The sequence below is a fragment of the Labrys sp. WJW genome (assembly GCF_001676615.1).
GTDB lineage: Bacteria > Pseudomonadota > Alphaproteobacteria > Rhizobiales > Labraceae > Labrys > Labrys sedimenti.
Genome location: NZ_LYXZ01000018.1, coordinates 65895 through 84217, shown reverse-complemented (window position 1 = coordinate 84217; position 18323 = coordinate 65895). Strand labels below are relative to the sequence as shown.

General features: G+C 63.7%; 17 protein-coding genes and 1 tRNA gene. 5 read left to right on the top strand and 13 right to left on the bottom strand.

Going from position 1 to position 18323, the window contains the following annotated elements:
* Positions 1-32 precede the first annotated feature (32 nt).
* From BA190_RS12410 to BA190_RS12355, 12 genes are all read right to left on the bottom strand, one after another.
* Positions 33-1229 carry a glycine C-acetyltransferase gene (locus BA190_RS12410; protein WP_068287086.1) on the bottom strand — a complete coding sequence of 399 codons (1197 nt, stop codon included), beginning with the start codon at positions 1227-1229 and terminating at the stop codon, positions 33-35.
* Between the two features lie 184 nt (positions 1230-1413).
* Positions 1414-2334 (bottom strand): polyphosphate kinase 2, encoded by a 921-nt coding sequence (gene ppk2 / locus BA190_RS12405; protein ID WP_068287082.1) that lies wholly within the window; start codon positions 2332-2334, stop codon positions 1414-1416.
* 139 nt (positions 2335-2473) lie between these two features.
* Positions 2474-4078, bottom strand: coding sequence for a GMC family oxidoreductase (locus BA190_RS12400; protein ID WP_068287079.1), 1605 nt, complete (start codon positions 4076-4078; stop codon positions 2474-2476).
* 66 nt (positions 4079-4144) lie between these two features.
* Positions 4145-5005, bottom strand: a complete 861-nt coding sequence (locus BA190_RS12395; protein WP_068287077.1) for a metallophosphoesterase — start codon at positions 5003-5005, stop codon at positions 4145-4147.
* Between the two features lie 127 nt (positions 5006-5132).
* The gene (locus tag BA190_RS12390) at positions 5133-5687 is read right to left on the bottom strand and encodes a hypothetical protein (RefSeq protein ID WP_156771494.1); all 555 of its coding nucleotides are present in this window, start codon (positions 5685-5687) and stop codon (positions 5133-5135) included.
* Positions 5688-5775: 88 nt separating this feature from the next.
* Positions 5776-6660 carry a metallophosphoesterase gene (locus BA190_RS12385; protein ID WP_068287071.1) on the bottom strand — a complete coding sequence of 295 codons (885 nt, stop codon included), beginning with the start codon at positions 6658-6660 and terminating at the stop codon, positions 5776-5778.
* 198 nt (positions 6661-6858) lie between these two features.
* Positions 6859-8244, bottom strand: coding sequence for a class II 3-deoxy-7-phosphoheptulonate synthase (locus BA190_RS12380; RefSeq protein WP_068287068.1), 1386 nt, complete (start codon positions 8242-8244; stop codon positions 6859-6861).
* A gap of 330 nt (positions 8245-8574) precedes the next feature.
* A complete protein-coding gene (locus tag BA190_RS12375) occupies positions 8575-9777 on the bottom strand; it encodes a tetratricopeptide repeat protein (protein WP_068287066.1) in 1203 nt (400 codons plus the stop codon).
* A gap of 117 nt (positions 9778-9894) precedes the next feature.
* Entirely contained in the window at positions 9895-11256 is a 1362-nt protein-coding gene (gor, locus tag BA190_RS12370) for a glutathione-disulfide reductase (RefSeq protein WP_068287063.1), read from the bottom strand.
* A gap of 228 nt (positions 11257-11484) precedes the next feature.
* Complete coding sequence (locus BA190_RS12365) at positions 11485-12129, bottom strand: DUF2059 domain-containing protein (protein WP_082979684.1); 645 nt, start codon at positions 12127-12129, stop codon at positions 11485-11487.
* A 17-nt stretch (positions 12130-12146) separates the two neighbouring features.
* Positions 12147-12845, bottom strand: a complete 699-nt coding sequence (rpiA, locus tag BA190_RS12360; protein ID WP_068287057.1) for a ribose-5-phosphate isomerase RpiA — start codon at positions 12843-12845, stop codon at positions 12147-12149.
* A 179-nt stretch (positions 12846-13024) separates the two neighbouring features.
* The gene (locus tag BA190_RS12355; protein WP_068287053.1) at positions 13025-13378 is read right to left on the bottom strand and encodes a hypothetical protein; all 354 of its coding nucleotides are present in this window, start codon (positions 13376-13378) and stop codon (positions 13025-13027) included.
* A gap of 192 nt (positions 13379-13570) precedes the next feature.
* Here BA190_RS12355 and BA190_RS12350 point away from each other — a divergent pair, with 192 nt between their 5' ends.
* From BA190_RS12350 to BA190_RS35900, 3 genes are all read left to right on the top strand, one after another.
* The gene (locus BA190_RS12350) at positions 13571-14269 is read left to right on the top strand and encodes an HAD family hydrolase (RefSeq protein ID WP_068287049.1); all 699 of its coding nucleotides are present in this window, start codon (positions 13571-13573) and stop codon (positions 14267-14269) included.
* A 14-nt stretch (positions 14270-14283) separates the two neighbouring features.
* A tRNA-Val gene (locus tag BA190_RS12345) sits at positions 14284-14358 on the top strand.
* A gap of 194 nt (positions 14359-14552) precedes the next feature.
* Positions 14553-14828, top strand: coding sequence for a hypothetical protein (locus BA190_RS35900; RefSeq protein ID WP_156771493.1), 276 nt, complete (start codon positions 14553-14555; stop codon positions 14826-14828).
* Between the two features lie 121 nt (positions 14829-14949).
* Here BA190_RS35900 and BA190_RS12340 read toward each other — a convergent pair whose 3' ends face one another.
* Entirely contained in the window at positions 14950-15882 is a 933-nt protein-coding gene (locus BA190_RS12340; RefSeq protein ID WP_068287044.1) for a DMT family transporter, read from the bottom strand.
* A 97-nt stretch (positions 15883-15979) separates the two neighbouring features.
* On the opposite strand from BA190_RS12340, the gene BA190_RS12335 reads away from it, so the two are divergent.
* The gene (locus BA190_RS12335) at positions 15980-16603 is read left to right on the top strand and encodes an ABATE domain-containing protein (protein ID WP_068287041.1); all 624 of its coding nucleotides are present in this window, start codon (positions 15980-15982) and stop codon (positions 16601-16603) included.
* A 195-nt stretch (positions 16604-16798) separates the two neighbouring features.
* Entirely contained in the window at positions 16799-18088 is a 1290-nt protein-coding gene (locus tag BA190_RS12330; RefSeq protein ID WP_068287038.1) for a glycerate kinase, read from the top strand.
* The last annotated feature ends 235 nt before the right edge of the window (positions 18089-18323 follow it).

The following is an 18323-nucleotide window of genomic DNA, read 5'->3' as shown; positions in this document are numbered from 1 at the left end:
CTACATCCTGCAAAGCCAATCACGCAAAAAGATCAGATCACGCCCAAAGCTTTGCCTGCGTCGGTGAAGGCATCGATGGCAAAATCGATATCGGCCTCCGTCAGACCGGCCGACATCTGGGTGCGGATGCGTGCCCTGCCCTTCGGCACCACCGGGAAGAAGAAGCCGGCGACATAGACGCCGCGTTCGTCGAGGGCACGAGCCATGTCCTGCGCGCGGCGGGCATCATGCAGCATCACCGGGATGATCGGCGTCTCGCCCTGCAGGAGCTCGAAGCCGGCCTTCTCCAGCCCGGCGCGGAAACGCCTGGTGTTGGCGAACAGTTTTTCGCGCAGTCCATCGCCCGCCTGAGCCAACTCGATCGCCTTCATCGAGCCGGCCGCGACCGGCGGGGCCAAAGAATTGGAGAAAAGATAGGGACGTGCACGCTGACGCAGAAGATCGATGATCGGCTGGCTGGCGGCGACATAGCCACCCATGGCGCCACCCAAGGCCTTGCCCAGCGTGCCGGTGAGGATATCGACCTTGTCCTCCACCCCGGCGCGAGCGGGCGTGCCGCGCCCCTCCGGCCCGATGAAGCCGGTGGCGTGGCAATCATCCACCATCACATTGGCGCCGTAGCGCCCGGCAAGGTCCGTAAGCGTCTTCAGGTCGGCGAGATAGCCGTCCATGGAAAACACGCCATCGGTGGCGATGACGATGTGGCGGGCATTGTCGGCCTTGGCCGCCTGCAACTGCACTTCGAGATCGTTCATGTCGCCATTGGCGAAGCGATAGCGCTTGGCCTTGCACAGGCGCACGCCGTCGATGATCGAGGCATGGTTCAGGCTGTCGGAAACGATGGCATCCTCGGCACCGAGCAAGGGCTCGAACACCCCGCCATTGGCGTCGAAGCAGGCGGCGAAGAGAATCGCGTCGTCCTTGTTGAGGTAGCGGGCGATGGTGCGCTCGAGTTCGCGATGCAGGGTCTGCGTGCCGCAGATGAAACGTACCGAAGCCATGCCGAAGCCATAGCCATCCATGGCCTGCTTGGCGGTGGCGATGATCTCGGGGTTATCGGCCAGGCCCAGATAATTGTTGGCACACAGATTGAGCATCGGCCGCCGTCCGGCCTTATCAGCGACTTCGATGCGGGCACGTTGCGGGCCGGCGATCTCGCGTTCGCTCTTCCACAAACCGTCCTTGGCGATTTCCGTCAGGGTGGATTTGACATGATCGACGAGCGACATCGGGCGGCTCCCTTGCACCTGTTTGGGTTCACAGGCCTAAGCCAAAACCAGCCGCGCTTCAAATGATGAGATCATGCCGAAAAGAGATGAGAACAGGCGAGCGCACCGATCTCCAGACAGGTCAGGAAAGCAGGCATCCTCGGCGAAAGGAAAAAGCGGGTCCGAAGACCCGCCTCCCGACTTCTCAGTACGTTTTCGGCACATACATTTCCGACGGCACGGGATGGCGCACATAGTCCTCGTGGCGCTCGCGATCGGGCAGGATCACCGACGGATGCTCGACCTGGCCATAGGGGATCTGGCCGAGCAGATGGCTGATGCAGTTGAGGCGCGCGCGCTTCTTGTCCACCGCCTCGACCACCCACCAGGGCGCTTCGGGAATGTGGGTGCGCTCAAGCATCACTTCCTTGGCCCTTGTATAGTCTTCCCAGCGCCGCCGGGATTCGACGTCCATCGGGCTCAGCTTCCACTGCTTGAGCGGATCCTGGATACGCATGTTGAAGCGGAATTCCTGCTCCTCATCGGTGATCGAGAACCAGTATTTCAACAGGATGATGCCCGAGCGCACCAGCATGCGCTCGAATTCGGGCGCGGAGCGGAAGAACTCCTCATATTCGGCATCGTTGCAGAAGCCCATGACATGCTCGACGCCTGCCCGGTTGTACCAGCTGCGGTCGAACAGCACCATTTCGCCGCCGGCCGGCAGATGGGCGACATAGCGCTGGAAATACCATTGCGTGCGCTCGCGCTCATTGGGCGCCGGCAAGGCGGCGACACGGCAGATGCGCGGGTTGAGGCGCTGAGTGATGCGCTTGATCACGCCACCCTTGCCGGCGGAATCGCGCCCCTCGAACAGCACGACGACCCGCAGCTTGTGATGCTGGATCCAGTCCTGCAGCTCGACCAGTTCGTGCTGCAGGCGGAAGAGCTCGCGGAAATAGATCTTGCGATCGAGCGTGTCGCGCTCCTCCAGCTCGGGCGCGTCCCCGAGGATGCGGTCGAGGCGCGCCTCCTCCAGCTCCAGTTCCAGTTCCTCGTCATAGCCATCGGCGATCTCCTGCCGGATGCGGTCGAGATTGGGCCTGCTATCGGCTGGCGTGGTCATGCGAATACTCCTTGCGCGAAGGGTGGCTCGATCAACCGAACCCGTTTCGGGCGCCATAGGCCCATGCTTTGATGAAGCCCGTAGTGCAGGAATATTTCAGTTATGTGACAGCCCCGGCAAGCACCCCTTGCCGAGTTGCTCAGCCCATCTTCAGCCACTCCACGGCGCGATGGGCTATGGCCATCACCGGGGCATTGGTGTTGGCGCTGACGATCTCGGGCATCACCGAACAGTCGAACACGCGCAGGCCCTCGATGCCGCGCACGCGCAGCTGGGAATCGAGCACCGCCATCGGATCATCGTCCCGTCCCATGCGCGCCGTACCGACCGGGTGATAGTTGGTCTTGACCATGCGCTTGCAATGGGCGTGCAGATCGGCATCGGAAACTTTGTCGGCACCCGGCAGCATCTCGTGGGAGATCTTCTCCCTGATCGGCGAGGCGTCAAGGAAGGAACGGGCAAAACGCAGGCCCGCAATCATCAGCCTGATATCCTCGGAATGCTTGAGGAAGCCGCCATCGACAACCGGCGGCTCGAGCGGATCGGCCGAGCGGAGCCTGACCGTTCCCCGCGATTTCGGCCGGAGCAGGCAGGTGGTGAAGGTGACGCCGTCACAGGCGGTGACGTCTGTGATGTCGCGGTCGAGATAGACGGTCGGTACACAATAGATCTTCAGCGAGGCGTCGGCCTCGCGGTCGTCGGGATTGGTGAAGACGCAGGCTTCCACACCCGTGGTGGTGACCGGCCCCTGCTTGCGCAGGAGATAATCGAGCCCATTGCGGATCATGTTCCAGCCCTTGTCCTGGCCGAAATAGCCATAGCGACCGTTGGAGGCGGCAATCACGGGCACCTCGCAATGATCCTGCAGGTTCTCGCCCACACCCGGCAGATCCACCCGGGGCTTGATGCCATGGCGCAGGAGATGGTCGGCCGGGCCGATGCCCGACAGCATCAGGAGCTTGGGCGTGACGTAGGTCCCGGCGGCGAGGATCACCGTTGCGGCGGATGCCCTGTGGGTCCGGCCGCCTTCCACATACTCGACACCCGTGCAGCGGATACCTTCGATGACGAGGCGCGTCACGATCGCTTCGGTGGTGATGGTCAAGCGTTCGTCGTCGCGCACCAGCGGCAGAAAGGCATCCACGGCCGAGCAGCGGCGCTTCGTCACCGGATCCATGGTGCCCTGCATCAGGCCGACGCCGCGCTGGCGTCCGGAATTGAAGTCGGGATTGAGCGGCTCACCCAGGGACGGCAGCGCCTGAAGGAAGGCTCTCGTCATCTCGCAGGTATGGAGCGGCCTCGTGACCTTGAGCGGGCCGGTGGTGCCATGCACCGGGGTGTCGAGGTCGGCATTGCCTTCCATCGCGATGAAATGCGGGAGGATATCGGCATAGCGCCAGCCCTCCGCCCCGTAGTTCTCCGCCCAATTGTCGTAGTCGGCCGGCTGGCCGCGCATATAGACCATGGCGTTGACCGAGGAACCGCCCCCGAGCACCCGTCCTTGCGGCACGATGGTCGCGCGCCCGTCGAGCTGGGGCTGGCGCTCCATCCTGTGCATGGTGAGATAGGTGTCCTTGGCCAGATATTTCATGTAGCCGGCCGGCATATGCATGATCGGATTCATGCGCGCCGGGCCGGCTTCCAGCATCAATACGCGCTGGCCGAGGTCGCGCACGAGCCGCATGGCGGTGACACAGCCCGACGAGCCGCCGCCAACGATGATGGTGTCGTAAGTCATGGCCATTCGAACCCGTCCCATTTGTCTGACGAGTTCGTTGTGTTTCACAACTTTCACCGAAGTGCAAACGGATTAGACCGTCGGCGGCGCCCCTGCCCCCAGGGTGATCAGCACGATCTCGGGCGGCACACCGAAGCGCACCGGCAGCCCCGTCATGCCAAGGCCGCCCGAGACGACGAGGTGGCGATCTCCCTCGACGATATGGCCATAGGCAAAGCGGTTGCCGTAACGCGAGGGCACATGAATCACCCCGATGCCGGGCAGCACCACCTGCCCGCCATGCGTATGGCCGCAGACCGTCAGGGCGATCCGATCGGGCACGTCGACGAAGATGTCCGGCTCATGCGCCAGCAGGATCGCCGGAGCGGTGTCGCCCACCTTGGCGAGCGTGCCCGGCAGGTCGTCGAGGCCGTAATTGCCGTCGCCGAGGCCTAGCAGCCAGAAGGGTCGACCGTCCTTCTCGAGCCGCAGTGCCGCATTCTCCATCACATGGATGCCATGGGCCTTGAAGGCACGGCGGACATTGTCGCCGTCATGCCAGCCGATATCGTGATTGCCGAGCACGGCATGCACGCCGAGCGGCGCGCGCAGGATGGAAAGTGCCCTGCCGCATTCCGACATCGGCACATAGGAACCGACGCCGAAACGTCCCATGCCGGCCTCATAGTCGCCCGCCAGCAGCACGATGTCGGGTTTGAGGGCATTGGTGGTGTGGGCGATCTGCTCGATATGGGCAGGCGTCATCCAGGGATTGATGGCATGGATGTCGGCAAGCACGGCGATGCGCAGCGTCGGGCCGCTTCTCCATTGGGGCGGTGTGACTTGGTACTGCGTCGCCAGCAACCGTCGTGGCTCCACCCCGAAGGCGTAGCCGCCGAACAGGAGGGGCGTGGCAAGGCCGGCCTTGAGAAGGAAATTGCGTCTGGAGAGCATGCGGAACCGTGGGGTATTTCAACGAATGGGCACATATTGACGCCTCTTTGTGGCGCTGCGGCAGCAGTGATATGCAGAAGCCATGGAAAGAAGTCGCAATCGCCATGCGCGAGCCAGACATAAATCGCTAAACGCCGGATCCGAACACCATCAATCTGTGATCCTTGTAGAGGGCGGGCGCGACATACCAGCCACGCCAACTGCGAGGGCGGAGGAGCAAAAGTATAACGTCGTCATCCTGAAACAAATCTCTGAATTCACTGGCTTTATTTGTCCTATTTCGATCGTCGTATCGTGACAGGCAGCTCTTCACACTCCAAAACATTTCGACTAGGACCTCCGACATCACGTCGAGATCGTTCAACCTGTCCATTACATCGAACAAGGATGCTTGAGTGAAAATCAGGTTTTCTCCCTGTCGCGGACGTAGCCCTTGATAGTCTGGAGATCGCTGCCTGAAGGGCACGAGCCTGCTTATCCTGTCCTCAGTTTTGCGTCTGTCATCGGGATTAACGGACGGCTCCTCCAGAACCTCGAACTCGGCGAAGAAGCACCCGGTGCCGGCGATGAAGGTTATTGGGCGACCTAATTTGAACATGGCCGGAACCAGTGCGCGTACGTCGGCGGGCGTTGGATCGCGACACATATAGACACCACCGCAGCACAGCATGACAACGATCATGATCCTCGCCTTTAGAGACAGTCTTGTTTTGGCTCTCGTTTTTCGCGTTTTCATCATCGCTCGGGAATCCATAGCCATTTGCTCGAGACTAGGTCGCCCCTCCCAACGTGATCATCACGATCTCCGGCGGCACGCCAAAGCGTACCGGAAGACCGGTCATGCCGAGGCCACCGGAGACGACAAGGTGGCGGTTGTCTTCGACGATGTGGCCATAGGCGAAACGCCTGCCATAGCGGGAGGGCACGCCTCTCGGGCCATAGAACGGGAAACTGACCTGCCCGCCATGCGTGTGTCCGCACACCGTCAGGGCAATGCGGCGTTCGCGATCCAGATGCGGCAGCTCGGCAAAGATGTCCGGTTCATGGGCGAGCAGGATCGCTGGCGAGCCATCACTCATTTGGGCTAGCGTGCCCGGCAGGTCGTCGAGCCTTCTGCGATGGATCCCTCCCCACTGATCTCCCAAGCCGAGCAACCAGAGGCCTCTCCCTGCCTTCTCCAGCCGGACCGCCACATTCTCCATGACGGGAATGCCATGCGCGGCGAAGGCGCGCCGGACGTTGTCGCCACCCTTGCCACGCCGTCCCAGATCGTGATTGCCGAGCACGGCATGCACGCCCAGGGGGGCGCGAAGCAGCGAGAGCGCTCTGGCGCAATCCTCCATCGAGACATAGGAGCCAACACCATAGAGCGGCATGCTGGCCTCGTAGTCGCCGGCCAGCAGCACGACGTCGGGGTCGAGGGCGTTGGTGGCGCGCGCAATCCGCTCGATGTGGGCAGGGCTCATCCAAGGATTGATGGCGTGGATGTCGGCGAGCACGGCGATCCTGAGGACCAGTCCGGAAGGCCAAGTGCCGGACGAGATTCGGTAGCGTGTCGTCACAAGACGCTGCGGCTCGACGCCGAAGGCGTAGCCGCCGGACAGGAAAGGCGTGGCGAGGCCGGCTTTGAGCAGGAAACGGCGTCTGGATAGCATCGGGATCCACGGGGCTGGCGTTGCTTGGCAAAGCAACCCTGCCGCGTGGATGTGATGCGCAAATCGGCGATGGATGCAGGATCGAAGGAAAGTCGGCGCAATCTCGGCTGTGAAGGGCAGAAAAGCCAAGAGGCGGGCCAACGGACCCGCCTCTTCACATCTTGATCTTCCGGTCGGGATGGAATGACGGTGCGCGCGTCACTCCGCCGCGATGATACTCGGCCTGACTTGGCCGGAGCGTTCCTTCTTGACCAGATCCGCTACCATGAAGGCGACCTCGATGGCCTGCTCGGCATTGAGGCGCGGATCGCAATGGGTGTGGTAGCGGTCGGCGAGATCGGCCTCGCTCACGGCGCGGGCGCCACCCGTGCATTCGGTGACGTTCTTGCCGGTCATCTCCAGATGCAGGCCGCCGGCATAGGTGCCCTCGGCCTGGTGCACGGCGAAGAAGCTCTTGATCTCGCCGGTGATCTGGTCGAACGGCCGGGTCTTGTAGCCGTTCGTCGCCTTCACGGTGTTGCCGTGCATGGGATCGCACGACCACACCACCGAACGACCCTCACGCTTCACGGCGCGGATGAGTTCGGGCAGATGCTGCTCGACCTTGTCATGGCCGAAGCGTGCGATCAGGGTGAGGCGGCCCGGCTCGTTCTCGGGGTTGAGGATGTCGATCAGCTTGATCAGTTCGTCGGGCTTGAGCGAGGGGCCGCATTTCAGGCCGATCGGGTTCTTGACGCCGCGGAAGAACTCGACATGGGCATGGTCGAGCTGGCGCGTGCGGTCACCGATCCAGACGAAGTGGCCCGAGGTGGCATAGGGATCGCCCGAGGTGGAGTCGATGCGGGTCATCGCCTGCTCATAGCCGAGCAGCAGGGCTTCGTGGCTGGTGTAGAAATCGGTGATGCGCATCTCCGGATGCAGCTCCGGATCGATGCCGCAGGCCCGCATGAAGTCGAGCGTCTCGGTGATACGCTCGGCCAGCGCCTGGTACTTCGAGCTCTGCGGCGAGTCCTTGACGAAGCCGAGCATCCACTGGTGCACATGGGCCAGATTGGCATAGCCGCCGGTGGCGAAGGCGCGCAGCAGGTTCAGCGTCGCCGCCGATTGGCGATAGGCTTCGAGCTGGCGGCGCGGATCGGGAATGCGGGCGTCTGCAGTGAACTCAGTGCCGTTGACGATGTCGCCGCGATAGACCGGCAGCTCGATCTCGCCGACCTTCTCGGTGGGCGCCGAACGCGGCTTGGCGAACTGGCCGGCGATGCGGCCCACCTTCACCACAGGCGAGGAGCCGGCGAAGGTGAGCACCACGGCCATCTGCAGGAAGACGCGGAAGAAGTCACGGATGTTGTCGGCGCCGTGCTCGGCGAAGCTCTCGGCACAGTCGCCGCCCTGGAGCAGGAAGGCTTCACCGGCCGCCACCTTGGCGAGCTGGCGCTTGAGCTTGCGTGCTTCGCCGGCAAAAACGAGCGGGGGGAAAGTCGCGAGCGCCGCCTCGACGTCGTTGAGAGCCTTTTCGTCGGGATAGACGGGCGACTGCTGGATCGGTCTGGAACGCCAGCTCTGCGGTGTCCAACGCTCGGACATGAGTATACTTCCTGTTCTCAGGGCGAACCGGCTATAGCCGCCCTGCACGACTACGATACTTTCACGAGGCCGGCGTTTTCCGGCGAAGGCCGGTTCTATACGCGCCCGGCAAATAGAAAACCAGCGTAAAGCCGCGGTTTTCAGTCCCATTTGCGAAATCTTCGGGCAAATTCAGGCAGTTCCCATCGAATCGCTGGGCGAGTCCGACAGGAGGCCGCGTCGAGATCGACTTTTCCCGCGAGAGCTGGCTTTCCACTGTACTTGGATACGCGCCAGCGAACAGAAAGGAAGGGTCGGCGGAATCCCGGCTCTCCCCCGACAGCCGCGCCCTCAATTCTCCCGTCCGGCGAGGATCTTGAGTGCCTTCAAGGTCTCCCGATTGAGGGTACCCTTGGTCTTGCCGCTGTAGAGGCCACGGTCGACCAGGATCGACTGTACCTCCATGCGGGTATCCAGGCTCCAGGCCCCCCAATGGTCGGTGAGCTGGTTGAAGCTGTATTCGTTGCCGGCCGCGAGCGCCCGCATCAGCCACAGGGCCGCCGCCTTGCCGTCGGCCGGAATGCCGGTGCCATTGGCATAGGCAAAGGCGAGCCCCGCCATGCCGTCGGTGTTGCCGCGATCGGCAGCCAGGCGATAATAGGTGACCGACTTCGCTTCATCCTTGGGCACGCCGTCGCCGCTGAGATAAGCATAGGCGATCTTCACCAGCGCATCGTCGTCGCCCTGGTCGGCGGCAGCCTGGAACAGGGCGACCGCCTTGGCGCCATCTTTCGGTACACCCTGCCCGCTCTGATAGGCCAAAGCGAGGTTGCGGGCTCCCGCCGGATCGCCCTTGTCGGCCGCCTCCTGAAACTGCCGGGCTGCTTCCGCGAAATCCTGGGTAACGCCCTCGCCATCCCGATAGAGAAAGCCGAGATTGACGTTGGCGGCGGCCAGCCCCGCCTCCGCCGCCTTCTTGTAGAGCGCCAGCGCCTCGGCCGGATCGACCTTTACGCCGCGCCCGACTTGATATTGATAGGCCAGGGAGTTGAGGCAATCGGCGTCACCCTTGTCCGCGCATAGCTTGAACAGGCGATTCGCCTCAGCGTCATTGCTCGGAATGCCGACACCGTCGCGTTCCCGCACCCCGGCCGAGAAGGCCGCGATCAGGCTGCCGAGATCGGCTGCCTTGCGATAGGCATCGAGCGCAGCCACGTCATTGCCGAGCTTTTCCTCGGCCCGCCCGAGCTGGAACTGAAAGCGAGCAACGGCAGGATAGCGGCCGGCGGCTTCCTGGCAGCGTGCCAGAGCCAGTGTGCCGTCGAGCGCCTCCATGGCAACGCCATCCACGACTTTCTGACTGTCCTCGGGACTGGCCGCCAGGCGATCGCAATCGGTGACGGCCTCCTCCGCCTGGGGCTGGGCCGGCACAGCCCGCAAGGGGGGGACATGCCGCCCATGCGGCGGGGTGAGATTGAGCGCCCAAGCCGCGTTCGCCAGCACGATCATGCCGGCGGCCATCGCGCCGAAAATCACCACAGGAGCCCGCATCATGCCCTCCCCGAACCGCCTGCCCTGCCGCCCTCTGATGCGTAGCGGCTGAAAATCCAAGCGGGGGAATCGCCGCTATCGCACGGCGCGCACTCTGCAACCGGGTTGGTAAAGGCCGGCTTAGCGGACGGGGGTGCGCATCGTCACCAATTCCTCGGCCGCGCTTGGATGCAACGGCATGGTGGCATCGAAATCGGCCTTTGTCGCGCCCATCTTGACGCTGATCGCCAGCAATTGCGCCATTTCGGCCGCCCCTTCGCCGATGATATGCACGCCGAGAATCTTGTCGGTCACCTTGTCGACGACCAGCTTCATGAACACACGATCGCCGCTGCCCGACAGAGTGGCCTTCATGGCGCGGAACGAGGTCTGGAAGATGGTGACGCCGCCGCCGCATTTGGCGCGCGCTTCTTCCTCGCTCAATCCGACGGTGCCGATCTCCGGGGTCGAGAACACGGCCGTCGGCACGAGGCGATGATCGGCGAGCCAAGGCTTGTTGCCGAAAACGGTATCGGCAAAGGCATGGCCTTCGCGAATGGCAACGGGAGTGAGATTGATGCGATTGGTGACATCGCCCACCGCCCAGATCCCGGGCGCCGTGGTGCGCGACTGGTCGTCGACCGCGATAGCACCGGCAGTGTTGGTCTCCACCCCGACCGTTTCCAGACCGAGACCCGCCGTATTGGGCTTGCGCCCGGTCGCCACCATGATCTCGCCGACATGGCGCGTCTGGCCGTTGGTGAGGGTCACTTGCCGCCCGCCGGCCTTGTCCGCCTCGATGCGCTTGAGATCCGTGCGGATCAGGATCTCGATGCCGGCCGCGCCCATCGCCTCCGTCAACACCCGGCGGACGTCGTCGTCGAAACCGCGCAGGATCGCCTCGCCGCGATAGACCAGGGTCACCTTCACGCCGAGTCTTTGCAGGAGGCAGGCGAACTCGACTGCGATGTAGCCCCCGCCGACGATGATCATCGTCTCCGGCAGGGCCGGCAGGTCGAAGACCTCGTTGGAGGTGATGGCATGCTCGGCGCCCGGCACGTTCGGCTTGACCGGCGCTCCCCCGGTCGCGATCAGGATCCGGCCGGCGGTGAAGCTGCGACCGCCATCGAGTTGCACGGTGTGCGGAGCGGTGATCACAGCCCGGCTCGGAAAAGTCGCTACCGATGATTTTTCCAGATTGGCCGAATAAGCCCGTTCCAGCCGGCTAATCTCGGCCTCTTTCGCGGCCACGAGTTTGGGCCAGGAAAATTCGGCCTCGGGTACCGTCCAACCGAAGCCGGCCGCCTCACGGAACTCATCGGCGAAGCGGCTGGCCAGCACATAGAGCTTCTTGGGCACGCAGCCACGAATGACGCAGGTGCCGCCGACCCGGAATTCCTCGGCGATGGCTACCCGCGCGCCATGGGAAGCTGCGATACGGGCGGCGCGCACCCCGCCAGATCCCGCGCCGATCACGAACAGATCATAGTCGAATTGCGACATGGTACAGCCTGACTGCCATTGCCCGGCCTGCGGAAGCGTTCACCCGGGAGGATTGCGAAAGCATCTTGCGACGAGACGGACACATCTGGAATCGCAAAGATATGTCGAAATGAAGAGCCGGAGCAAAGAAGCGTTCATGCTCGAATGCACCTTGCTTCGGCCCGTCTGAACGTAAGAAGCGGGACTGATGTGATCAATCCCGCTTCCGAACAAGGCTGATATTCGATTTTATTGGGCCGGTGCAGCGGGCTTGTCTGCTGCGGCCGGCGCATCCCCGGGGGCGTCGGTCGGCGAGGGACCGAGCTTGCCGCCCTTCTTCTCCACCTCTTCGCGTACCCGCTTCATCACACCGTCCTGCAGCTCGCGCGTCCAGCCCTGCACCACCGGCATCGAATCGCGCAGGATGATCTGCTGCTGGGTGGCCAGCTTCTTGCCGACCGGGCTCTCGTAGAAGGTGATCAGCTGCTTGAGTTCATCCTCGCTGAAACGCGTGGTGTAGAACTTGGCGAGGCTGTTATCGAGCTCGACCCGCTTCTTCATGAATTCGGGTACCAGCGAGATCGCGGCCTCGTTGATCAACTGGCTGAGCTCGGGACGCTGGCCCGTATAGATGGTGGTGGCCTGCTGCAGATATTGCGGAATGATGTCGTCGAAACCGACGGTGAGGCCGGAAGCCTTGAGGAACTGCACGGCCGTCGCCAGCTGCTCGGGCGTAGGCTGGGCGGCATTGCCCGTCGGCACCTCGGCCGTTGGCGCCGGCGTGGCATTCTGCGCCGAAGCCGGCAGCGCTGCGGCGCTTGCGAGCAGTCCGGCGACCATGGCGGCGGCCAAGACGCGAACCTGCCCACAAACATGGCGTTGACGAAGCATCATGGAACTCCCATCACAAATCAGGCTGGCCCGATGAAGCGGACTCCCGAAGAGCCGGCGACGTAAGCGCCCTTGGCATATCCGAGAAACAGTCCGTGTTCGACGACACCGGGAATGGTGGACAGGCCCGCCGCCAGGGCAGCGGGATCGGGGATCTGTTGAAAGTGGCAATCAAGGATGTGGTGCCCGCCATCCGTGACGAAAACAAGGCCGTCAGGCTGATGACGCAGGCGCAATTCACCGGAAAGTCCGAGTTTCGCGGCAATATGTTCCACCGCTGCCCGGGTCGCACCGAAGCCGAAGGGGATGACTTCCACCGGCAACGGGAAGCGACCGAGCATCGGCACGACCTTGGATTCGTCGGCGATCACCAGCATCGAAGCCGCCGCCGCTGCGACGATCTTCTCGCGCAGCAACGCACCGCCGCCACCCTTGATCAACCCGAGAGCCGGGCCGATCTCGTCGGCGCCGTCAACGGCCAGATCGAGTTCGGGGGTCTCGTCGAGGGTGGTCAGGGGAATGCCGAGATCCTTGGCCTGGTCGTGGGTGAATTCGGAGGCCGGCACGCAAATGACATCGAGCCCGCTACGCACCTTCTCGCCCAGCAGGTCGACGAAGTGCTTGGCCGTCGAGCCATGGCCCAGGCCCAGCCTCATGCCACTTTCGACATGGGCGAGCGCGGCTCGGGCTGCTTCGCGCTTCATGTCGTCAGGGGTCATGGCAACCTTATGCTGTTCGGGTTATTCGGACGATGCGTCCCAAGCGGAGTGCGGCGGTTATAACGGCTTTGCTGCCGATTGCATCAGTTAAGTTTGAGAAGCAAGGGGCTAGACACAAGGAAAATCGGCCTCCCCCTTTTGCCCGGTGGGCCTGCCCATGCGCTCATTGCGAATTCTGCTTATTTCCCCGGCGGCGTGCAGATGACCTGATCCTTCCAGACATAGCACACGCTCATCGTACCGGTACGCTGTTCCACCCGGAACACCGAACTCTCGCGCTCGTGGCTGGAGGCGATCAGCGTGTAGTCTCCGGGCTCCTGCTTACCAGCCCCTTCACCGGCCGGAAAACAAAGGGTGACGCCGGTATTGTCCTCCTTGACGCCATATTGGCAGGCCCCCACCTCGCCGGTCAGCCTGTCGACCCGATAGATCCGGTTGAGGTCCTTTTGCGGGGCCGCCACGAAGACATAGTCGGCGGCAAGCGCCGGACCGGCGATAAGAAGGAGGGCTGCAAGGCTTAGCGAACGCTTCATGATGACTGGCTCGTCGTTTCCTCGGCGGAGCGCATTGTCCCGAATGCCTGGGGCGTCGTGTCACACGCCCTGGCGTGATCGAACCCGGTTACATTCGCGTGGACGATACGATCCTAGCTCGAATCGTGAATTTTCGAATCTCCGCTTGCCACCCAGACATGGCATTTTCCAGACCAAGCCGGAAAGAACAGCATGATGCAGCCGCGGACAGCGATCTTCGACCTTGACGGAACGCTGGTGGACAGTGCCCGCGATCTGATGGGGACGCTGAACTTCATCCTGGCTCGCGAAGGGCTGCCCGCCCTGCCCGTCGAGAGAGCGCAGAGCCTGCTGGGCGCCGGTGCCCGCGCACTGCTGGAGCGCGGTTTTGCCGAATGCGGCCAGACGGTGGAACCGGCCCGCATGGACGTGCTCTATCGCGATTTCCTCGATTATTACGGCGAGCATCTGGCCGATGAGACGGTCGCCTTCGACGGTGTCGAAGAGGCCTTGAAGACGCTGAAGGCGCGGGGCTGGGTACTCGGCGTGTGCACCAACAAGGTGACCGAACATTCGGTGCGCCTGATCGAAGCCCTGAAACTGACCCCCTATTTCAACGCGATCTGCGGGCGCGACGCCTTCGCCTGGTTCAAGCCGGACCCCCGTCACCTCACCCTTTCCATCGAGGCCGCCGGCGGCGATCCCGCCCACGCCATCATGGTGGGTGACAGCAAGACCGATATCGATACGGCCCTGCGCGCCGGGCTGCCGTCGGTCTGCGTGGATTTCGGCTACACCGACATTCCGGCCACCCAGTTGGGAGCGACGCGCGTCATTTCACATTTCGATCAACTGATTTCTGCGATCGATGCGATTACCGGCTTGACAGCGCAGCCGGCTTTATCCAAATAGGCGCTTCCCTTCGGGGGCGCGTAGCTCAGCGGGAGAGCACTCCCTTCACACGGGAGGGGTCACAGGTTCAATCCCTGTCGCGCCCACCATTCATATTCCGCAAATTCATCTTCTGATGACCGTATTCGTCGCTCAGTGTTGAGACGCGGTACGGATGGATCAATTTGCGGACCCGCCGCGATATACATCGTCATCCCATACGGAACTTTCTCCCTGCCCATGCGTTTGATCGAGCGTTTTCGATCAAATGCGTGTTTTCGTTTCATTTCGACAGGAGAGGCCCATGAGATTTCTTATTGCCGCCGCTATCGCCTTGGGCGCCACCTTCGCCCTCGCCGCCCCCTCATCGGCCATGCCGGTGTCTCAGCCGGACAATCCCTCGCTCGTACAGACCGTGAGGGACCGGACCTGCAACGCACCGTCCCGGACCGCCCGCTGCAAATGGTATGGTATGCCCGGCGTCCACCGCGGGCCGCGCTGGCTGCGTCAACACGGTGGTGAAGGCTACCGGCATCGCCATCATCACCGCAGGCACTATCGCCACCATCGGCGCACCTGATTTTTCCTGAGAATGCCGGCGAGGCTTTTGATCGGGGCAAGGTGCGATTGGTCCGAATCGCACCTTGCCCCGACGTCTTGTTTTTGAGGCGTTTCTTTCCTCGGGACCGACGCCTCCGCCCTCAATTGGTGGCGGGCTTCAACCGCGGCTTGGGCTCTGCCATCGCCAGGCCGGCTCCGGCCAGCATCACCGCCATGCCCAGCAGGTCGAGCAGGTGGACCCGTTCGCCGAAGCAGACCATGCCGAGCAGCACGGCGATGATGGGAGACACGAAAGCATAGGTCCCGGCACGGGTGGCGCCGATCTCCCGGAGAAGCCTCATATAGATGGTGTAGCCGATCAGCGAGCCGAACAGCACGAGGAACAGCCATCCCGCCCAGGCTGCCGAACCCCATTGGCCTGCCAAGGCGGGAATTGCCCCGGGCTCACCGGCAAGCGACAGGGCCAGCAGCAGCACGCCACCCAAGAGAGTGGTCGTGCCGGCCACGACGGTCGACGAGTAGAGCCGCAGCAAGGGACGGGCGACCACGGAGCCCCAGCCATAGGCCACGGCCGCCCAGGACACGGCAGCCGCTCCCGCCAGGCGCAATGCCGCGCCCTCGCCCGCCGCTACAGACCAGTTTCGAACCGCAGCCGGCCCGAACAGGATGGCTAGCCCTGCCATGCCGAGAAGCAGGGCACCGAAACGCCGCCGGTCGAAACTCTCTTCCCGCAGCCAGAGCGCAAAAGCCATCAGGGCTATCGGCGTCAGTGACATCTCGAGCACGGCGGCCGTGCCCGAATCGACATGCGCCACACCCCAGAACAGCGCCGCGTAGCATAGCGTGATCATCAGCAGGCTGGTGGCCGCGAGACGCGGCAGGTCCCGCCATGCCAGCCGCGGCAGCCCCTCGCGCCAAGCGGCGAACCCGAGCAGCAGTACGCCCGCCGCGGTAAAGCGCGTGCCGGCGAACAGAAGGGGCGGCACCGCCTCCACGCCGACCTTGATGCCGATCCAAGTGGTTCCCCAGATCACGCAGAGAGCCAGGAACAGCAAAGTGGTGCGGCTGGGCATATCGGGACCTCGGCAAACCTTGTGTAACGGTTATATATCATTATAATCGTTACATTGCACGCTTGAGTTTCGAACGCCAGCGCTGGAAAGTACCGGGATGAACCAGGTCAAGACCATTGCTGCCGCCCGCCTCGTCGGCGGACATCCGGCCTTGGATTTCGTCAACACGGTCGATGCCTGGCGTGATCGTTGGGGGCCGGACCTGCTCGTCTCCTATGGCGATCTCGTCACCTGGGCCCTGCGCGTGGATCTGATCGATTCGGCCCTTTCGGTCCGCCTGCTGCACCGGGCCGACACCGAACCGGCCGAGGCGGAAGCGGCCCTGTTGCGAGCCCGATCCCTGCGTACGACATTGAGAGATCTCTTCCTGGCAGAAACCATGGGCGAAACGGGCAGCGAAGAAAATGCCGCTCGCCTCGATGCCGTATTGCAGGACGCCAACCGCCGGCGCGAGCTGCGCCTCATCGCCGGCACTTTCGAATGGGGCTGGCGCGACGACAACGATCTCGACACCGTCCTTCATCGCATTGCCTTCGCAGCGGCCGAGCTGCTCACCAGCCGCAACGAGCGCCGGGATGTACGGGAATGCCATGGCATCAATTGCGGCTGGCTGTTCCTCGACACCTCGCGCGGGGGACGCCGCCAATGGTGCTCGGAAGAGGCCTGCGGCATCCATATGCGTGTGCGCCGCTTCCGCGAGAAAGGTAGCCCGGGCACCTGACCGCCGGCGCTTTCCAAAATTACCGCCAATGGGCTGGCCTCACTGCGCCTCCATGGGTTAAGGGACATGGCAAGCCATCGCTGCCTGCCGTCTGGCCTTACCGCCAGGCACCGCAGGGGCCGGTGCAAAGAACAAGCATGGAGCACGACGCGTTTTTCTCATCCGCGTCCTGCCGCGAGGGAGCCCGAAGACGCAATGCCTGACCGTGTCGATGCCCGCCGCCAGACTCTCGACGCCATTTTCACGGGGGCGGTCGCCGCGTCCCATCCGGCAACCTTCCTGCCGCAGCATCTGCCGCCTCCCCCTGCCTCGGGACGGCTGATCCTGCTTGCCGCCGGCAAGGCGGCCGGCAGCATGGCCGAGATCGCCGAAGCCCACTACACCGCCCTCGGTATCCCGGCCGACCGCATCGACGGCGTCGCCGTGGCCCGCCACGGCTATGGCCGCCCGCTCAAGACCCTGCCGATGATCGAGGCCGGACACCCGGTGCCGGACCAGGGCAGTATCGATGGCGCCGAGCGTGCGCTCGCGCTTGCGGCCGCGGCCGGCGAGGACGACCTCGTCCTGGCCCTGCTCTCCGGCGGCGCTTCCGCCAATTGGGTGGCGCCGGCCGGCGCGCTGACCCTGGACGACAAGCGCGCTATCACCCGTCACTTGCTGCGCTCGGGTGCTGCCATCGGCGAGATCAATGTCCTGCGCAAACGCCTGTCGCGCATCAAGGGCGGGCGCCTCGCCCAGGCCGCCTATCCCGCGCGTCTGCTCACTCTCGCCGTTTCGGACGTGCCGGGCGATGATCCCGCCGTGATCGGTTCCGGCCCCACCGTGCCCGACCCCGTCGACAATGCCCAGGCTCTTGCCATTGCCGAACGCTTCAACACGCCTCTCGGTGCAGCCAAGGCCCTCTTCGAGGATGCTGGCAACGAGACGCCAAAGCCGGGCGATGCGGTCTTTGCCAACAGCGAGTTCCGCATCGTTGTCACCCCCTCCGACATGATCGCCGCAGCCACCCGCCTCGCCGAGCAGCATGGTTATGAACCGGTCGTGCTCGGCGCCAATGTCGAGGGCGAGGCCCGACAAGTCGCCGCCGACCAGGCCAGGCAGGCCCGCGCGCTGAAGGCCGCCGGCCGCCGCGCCGCCCTGATCTCCGGCGGAGAACTGACGGTGACCATCACCGGCAAGGGACGCGGTGGTCCCAACCAGGAATTCAGCCTTGCCTTGGCCCTCGCCCTTGATGGCGAGACGGGCATCAGCGCGCTTGCCGCCGATACGGATGGCACCGATGGCGGCGGCGGCCTCGCCACCGATCCGGCCGGCGCCATCGTCGACGAGACCACGCTTGCAAGGGCTCGTGCGGCGGGGATCGATCCGGCCGCCTATCTCGCCGACAACGACTCGACCGGCTTCTTCGAGGCCATCGGCGATCTCGTCGCGCCCGGCCCGACCTTCACCAATGTCAACGACCTCCGGGTCATCCTGGTGGACTGAGGCGCATACGGACAGGAAGATGCGGACATCGCGACATGCAGGCATGTCGCTGATGTCCGCGGTCTCAACCGCAGCGGCTCCGATGCAAGCCTTGCCCAAGTCACGCGGGAAACGCTACGGCTGGGATCGCGGACGTCTCGTCCGCATTTTTGAAACACCTGCCGGCCGGCAAGAAGGCTGGCGCGACTCGTAATTTGACCCGAAACTCCTGCTTTGGTGTCGCCACAAGCGATTC

What these genes read in the sequence shown, in the direction of transcription:
- BA190_RS12400 (WP_068287079.1), bottom strand. Translation starts at nt 4,078, where the DNA reads ATGGCCATGACTTACGACACCATCATCGTTGGCGGCGGCTCGTCGGGC.
- BA190_RS12380 (WP_068287068.1), bottom strand. Translation starts at nt 8,244, where the DNA reads ATGTCCGAGCGTTGGACACCGCAGAGCTGGCGTTCCAGACCGATCCAG.
- BA190_RS12395 (WP_068287077.1), bottom strand. Translation starts at nt 5,005, where the DNA reads ATGCTCTCCAGACGCAATTTCCTTCTCAAGGCCGGCCTTGCCACGCCC.
- rpiA (WP_068287057.1), bottom strand. Translation starts at nt 12,845, where the DNA reads ATGACCCCTGACGACATGAAGCGCGAAGCAGCCCGAGCCGCGCTCGCC.
- ppk2 (WP_068287082.1), bottom strand. Translation starts at nt 2,334, where the DNA reads ATGACCACGCCAGCCGATAGCAGGCCCAATCTCGACCGCATCCGGCAG.
- BA190_RS12355 (WP_068287053.1), bottom strand. Translation starts at nt 13,378, where the DNA reads ATGAAGCGTTCGCTAAGCCTTGCAGCCCTCCTTCTTATCGCCGGTCCG.
- gor (WP_068287063.1), bottom strand. Translation starts at nt 11,256, where the DNA reads ATGTCGCAATTCGACTATGATCTGTTCGTGATCGGCGCGGGATCTGGC.
- BA190_RS12375 (WP_068287066.1), bottom strand. Translation starts at nt 9,777, where the DNA reads ATGATGCGGGCTCCTGTGGTGATTTTCGGCGCGATGGCCGCCGGCATG.
- BA190_RS12350 (WP_068287049.1), top strand. Translation starts at nt 13,571, where the DNA reads ATGATGCAGCCGCGGACAGCGATCTTCGACCTTGACGGAACGCTGGTG.
- BA190_RS12390 (WP_156771494.1), bottom strand. Translation starts at nt 5,687, where the DNA reads ATGATCGTTGTCATGCTGTGCTGCGGTGGTGTCTATATGTGTCGCGAT.
- BA190_RS12385 (WP_068287071.1), bottom strand. Translation starts at nt 6,660, where the DNA reads ATGCTATCCAGACGCCGTTTCCTGCTCAAAGCCGGCCTCGCCACGCCT.
- BA190_RS12340 (WP_068287044.1), bottom strand. Translation starts at nt 15,882, where the DNA reads ATGCCCAGCCGCACCACTTTGCTGTTCCTGGCTCTCTGCGTGATCTGG.
- BA190_RS12330 (WP_068287038.1), top strand. Translation starts at nt 16,799, where the DNA reads ATGCCTGACCGTGTCGATGCCCGCCGCCAGACTCTCGACGCCATTTTC.
- BA190_RS12365 (WP_082979684.1), bottom strand. Translation starts at nt 12,129, where the DNA reads ATGATGCTTCGTCAACGCCATGTTTGTGGGCAGGTTCGCGTCTTGGCC.
- BA190_RS12410 (WP_068287086.1), bottom strand. Translation starts at nt 1,229, where the DNA reads ATGTCGCTCGTCGATCATGTCAAATCCACCCTGACGGAAATCGCCAAG.
- BA190_RS35900 (WP_156771493.1), top strand. Translation starts at nt 14,553, where the DNA reads ATGAGATTTCTTATTGCCGCCGCTATCGCCTTGGGCGCCACCTTCGCC.
- BA190_RS12335 (WP_068287041.1), top strand. Translation starts at nt 15,980, where the DNA reads ATGAACCAGGTCAAGACCATTGCTGCCGCCCGCCTCGTCGGCGGACAT.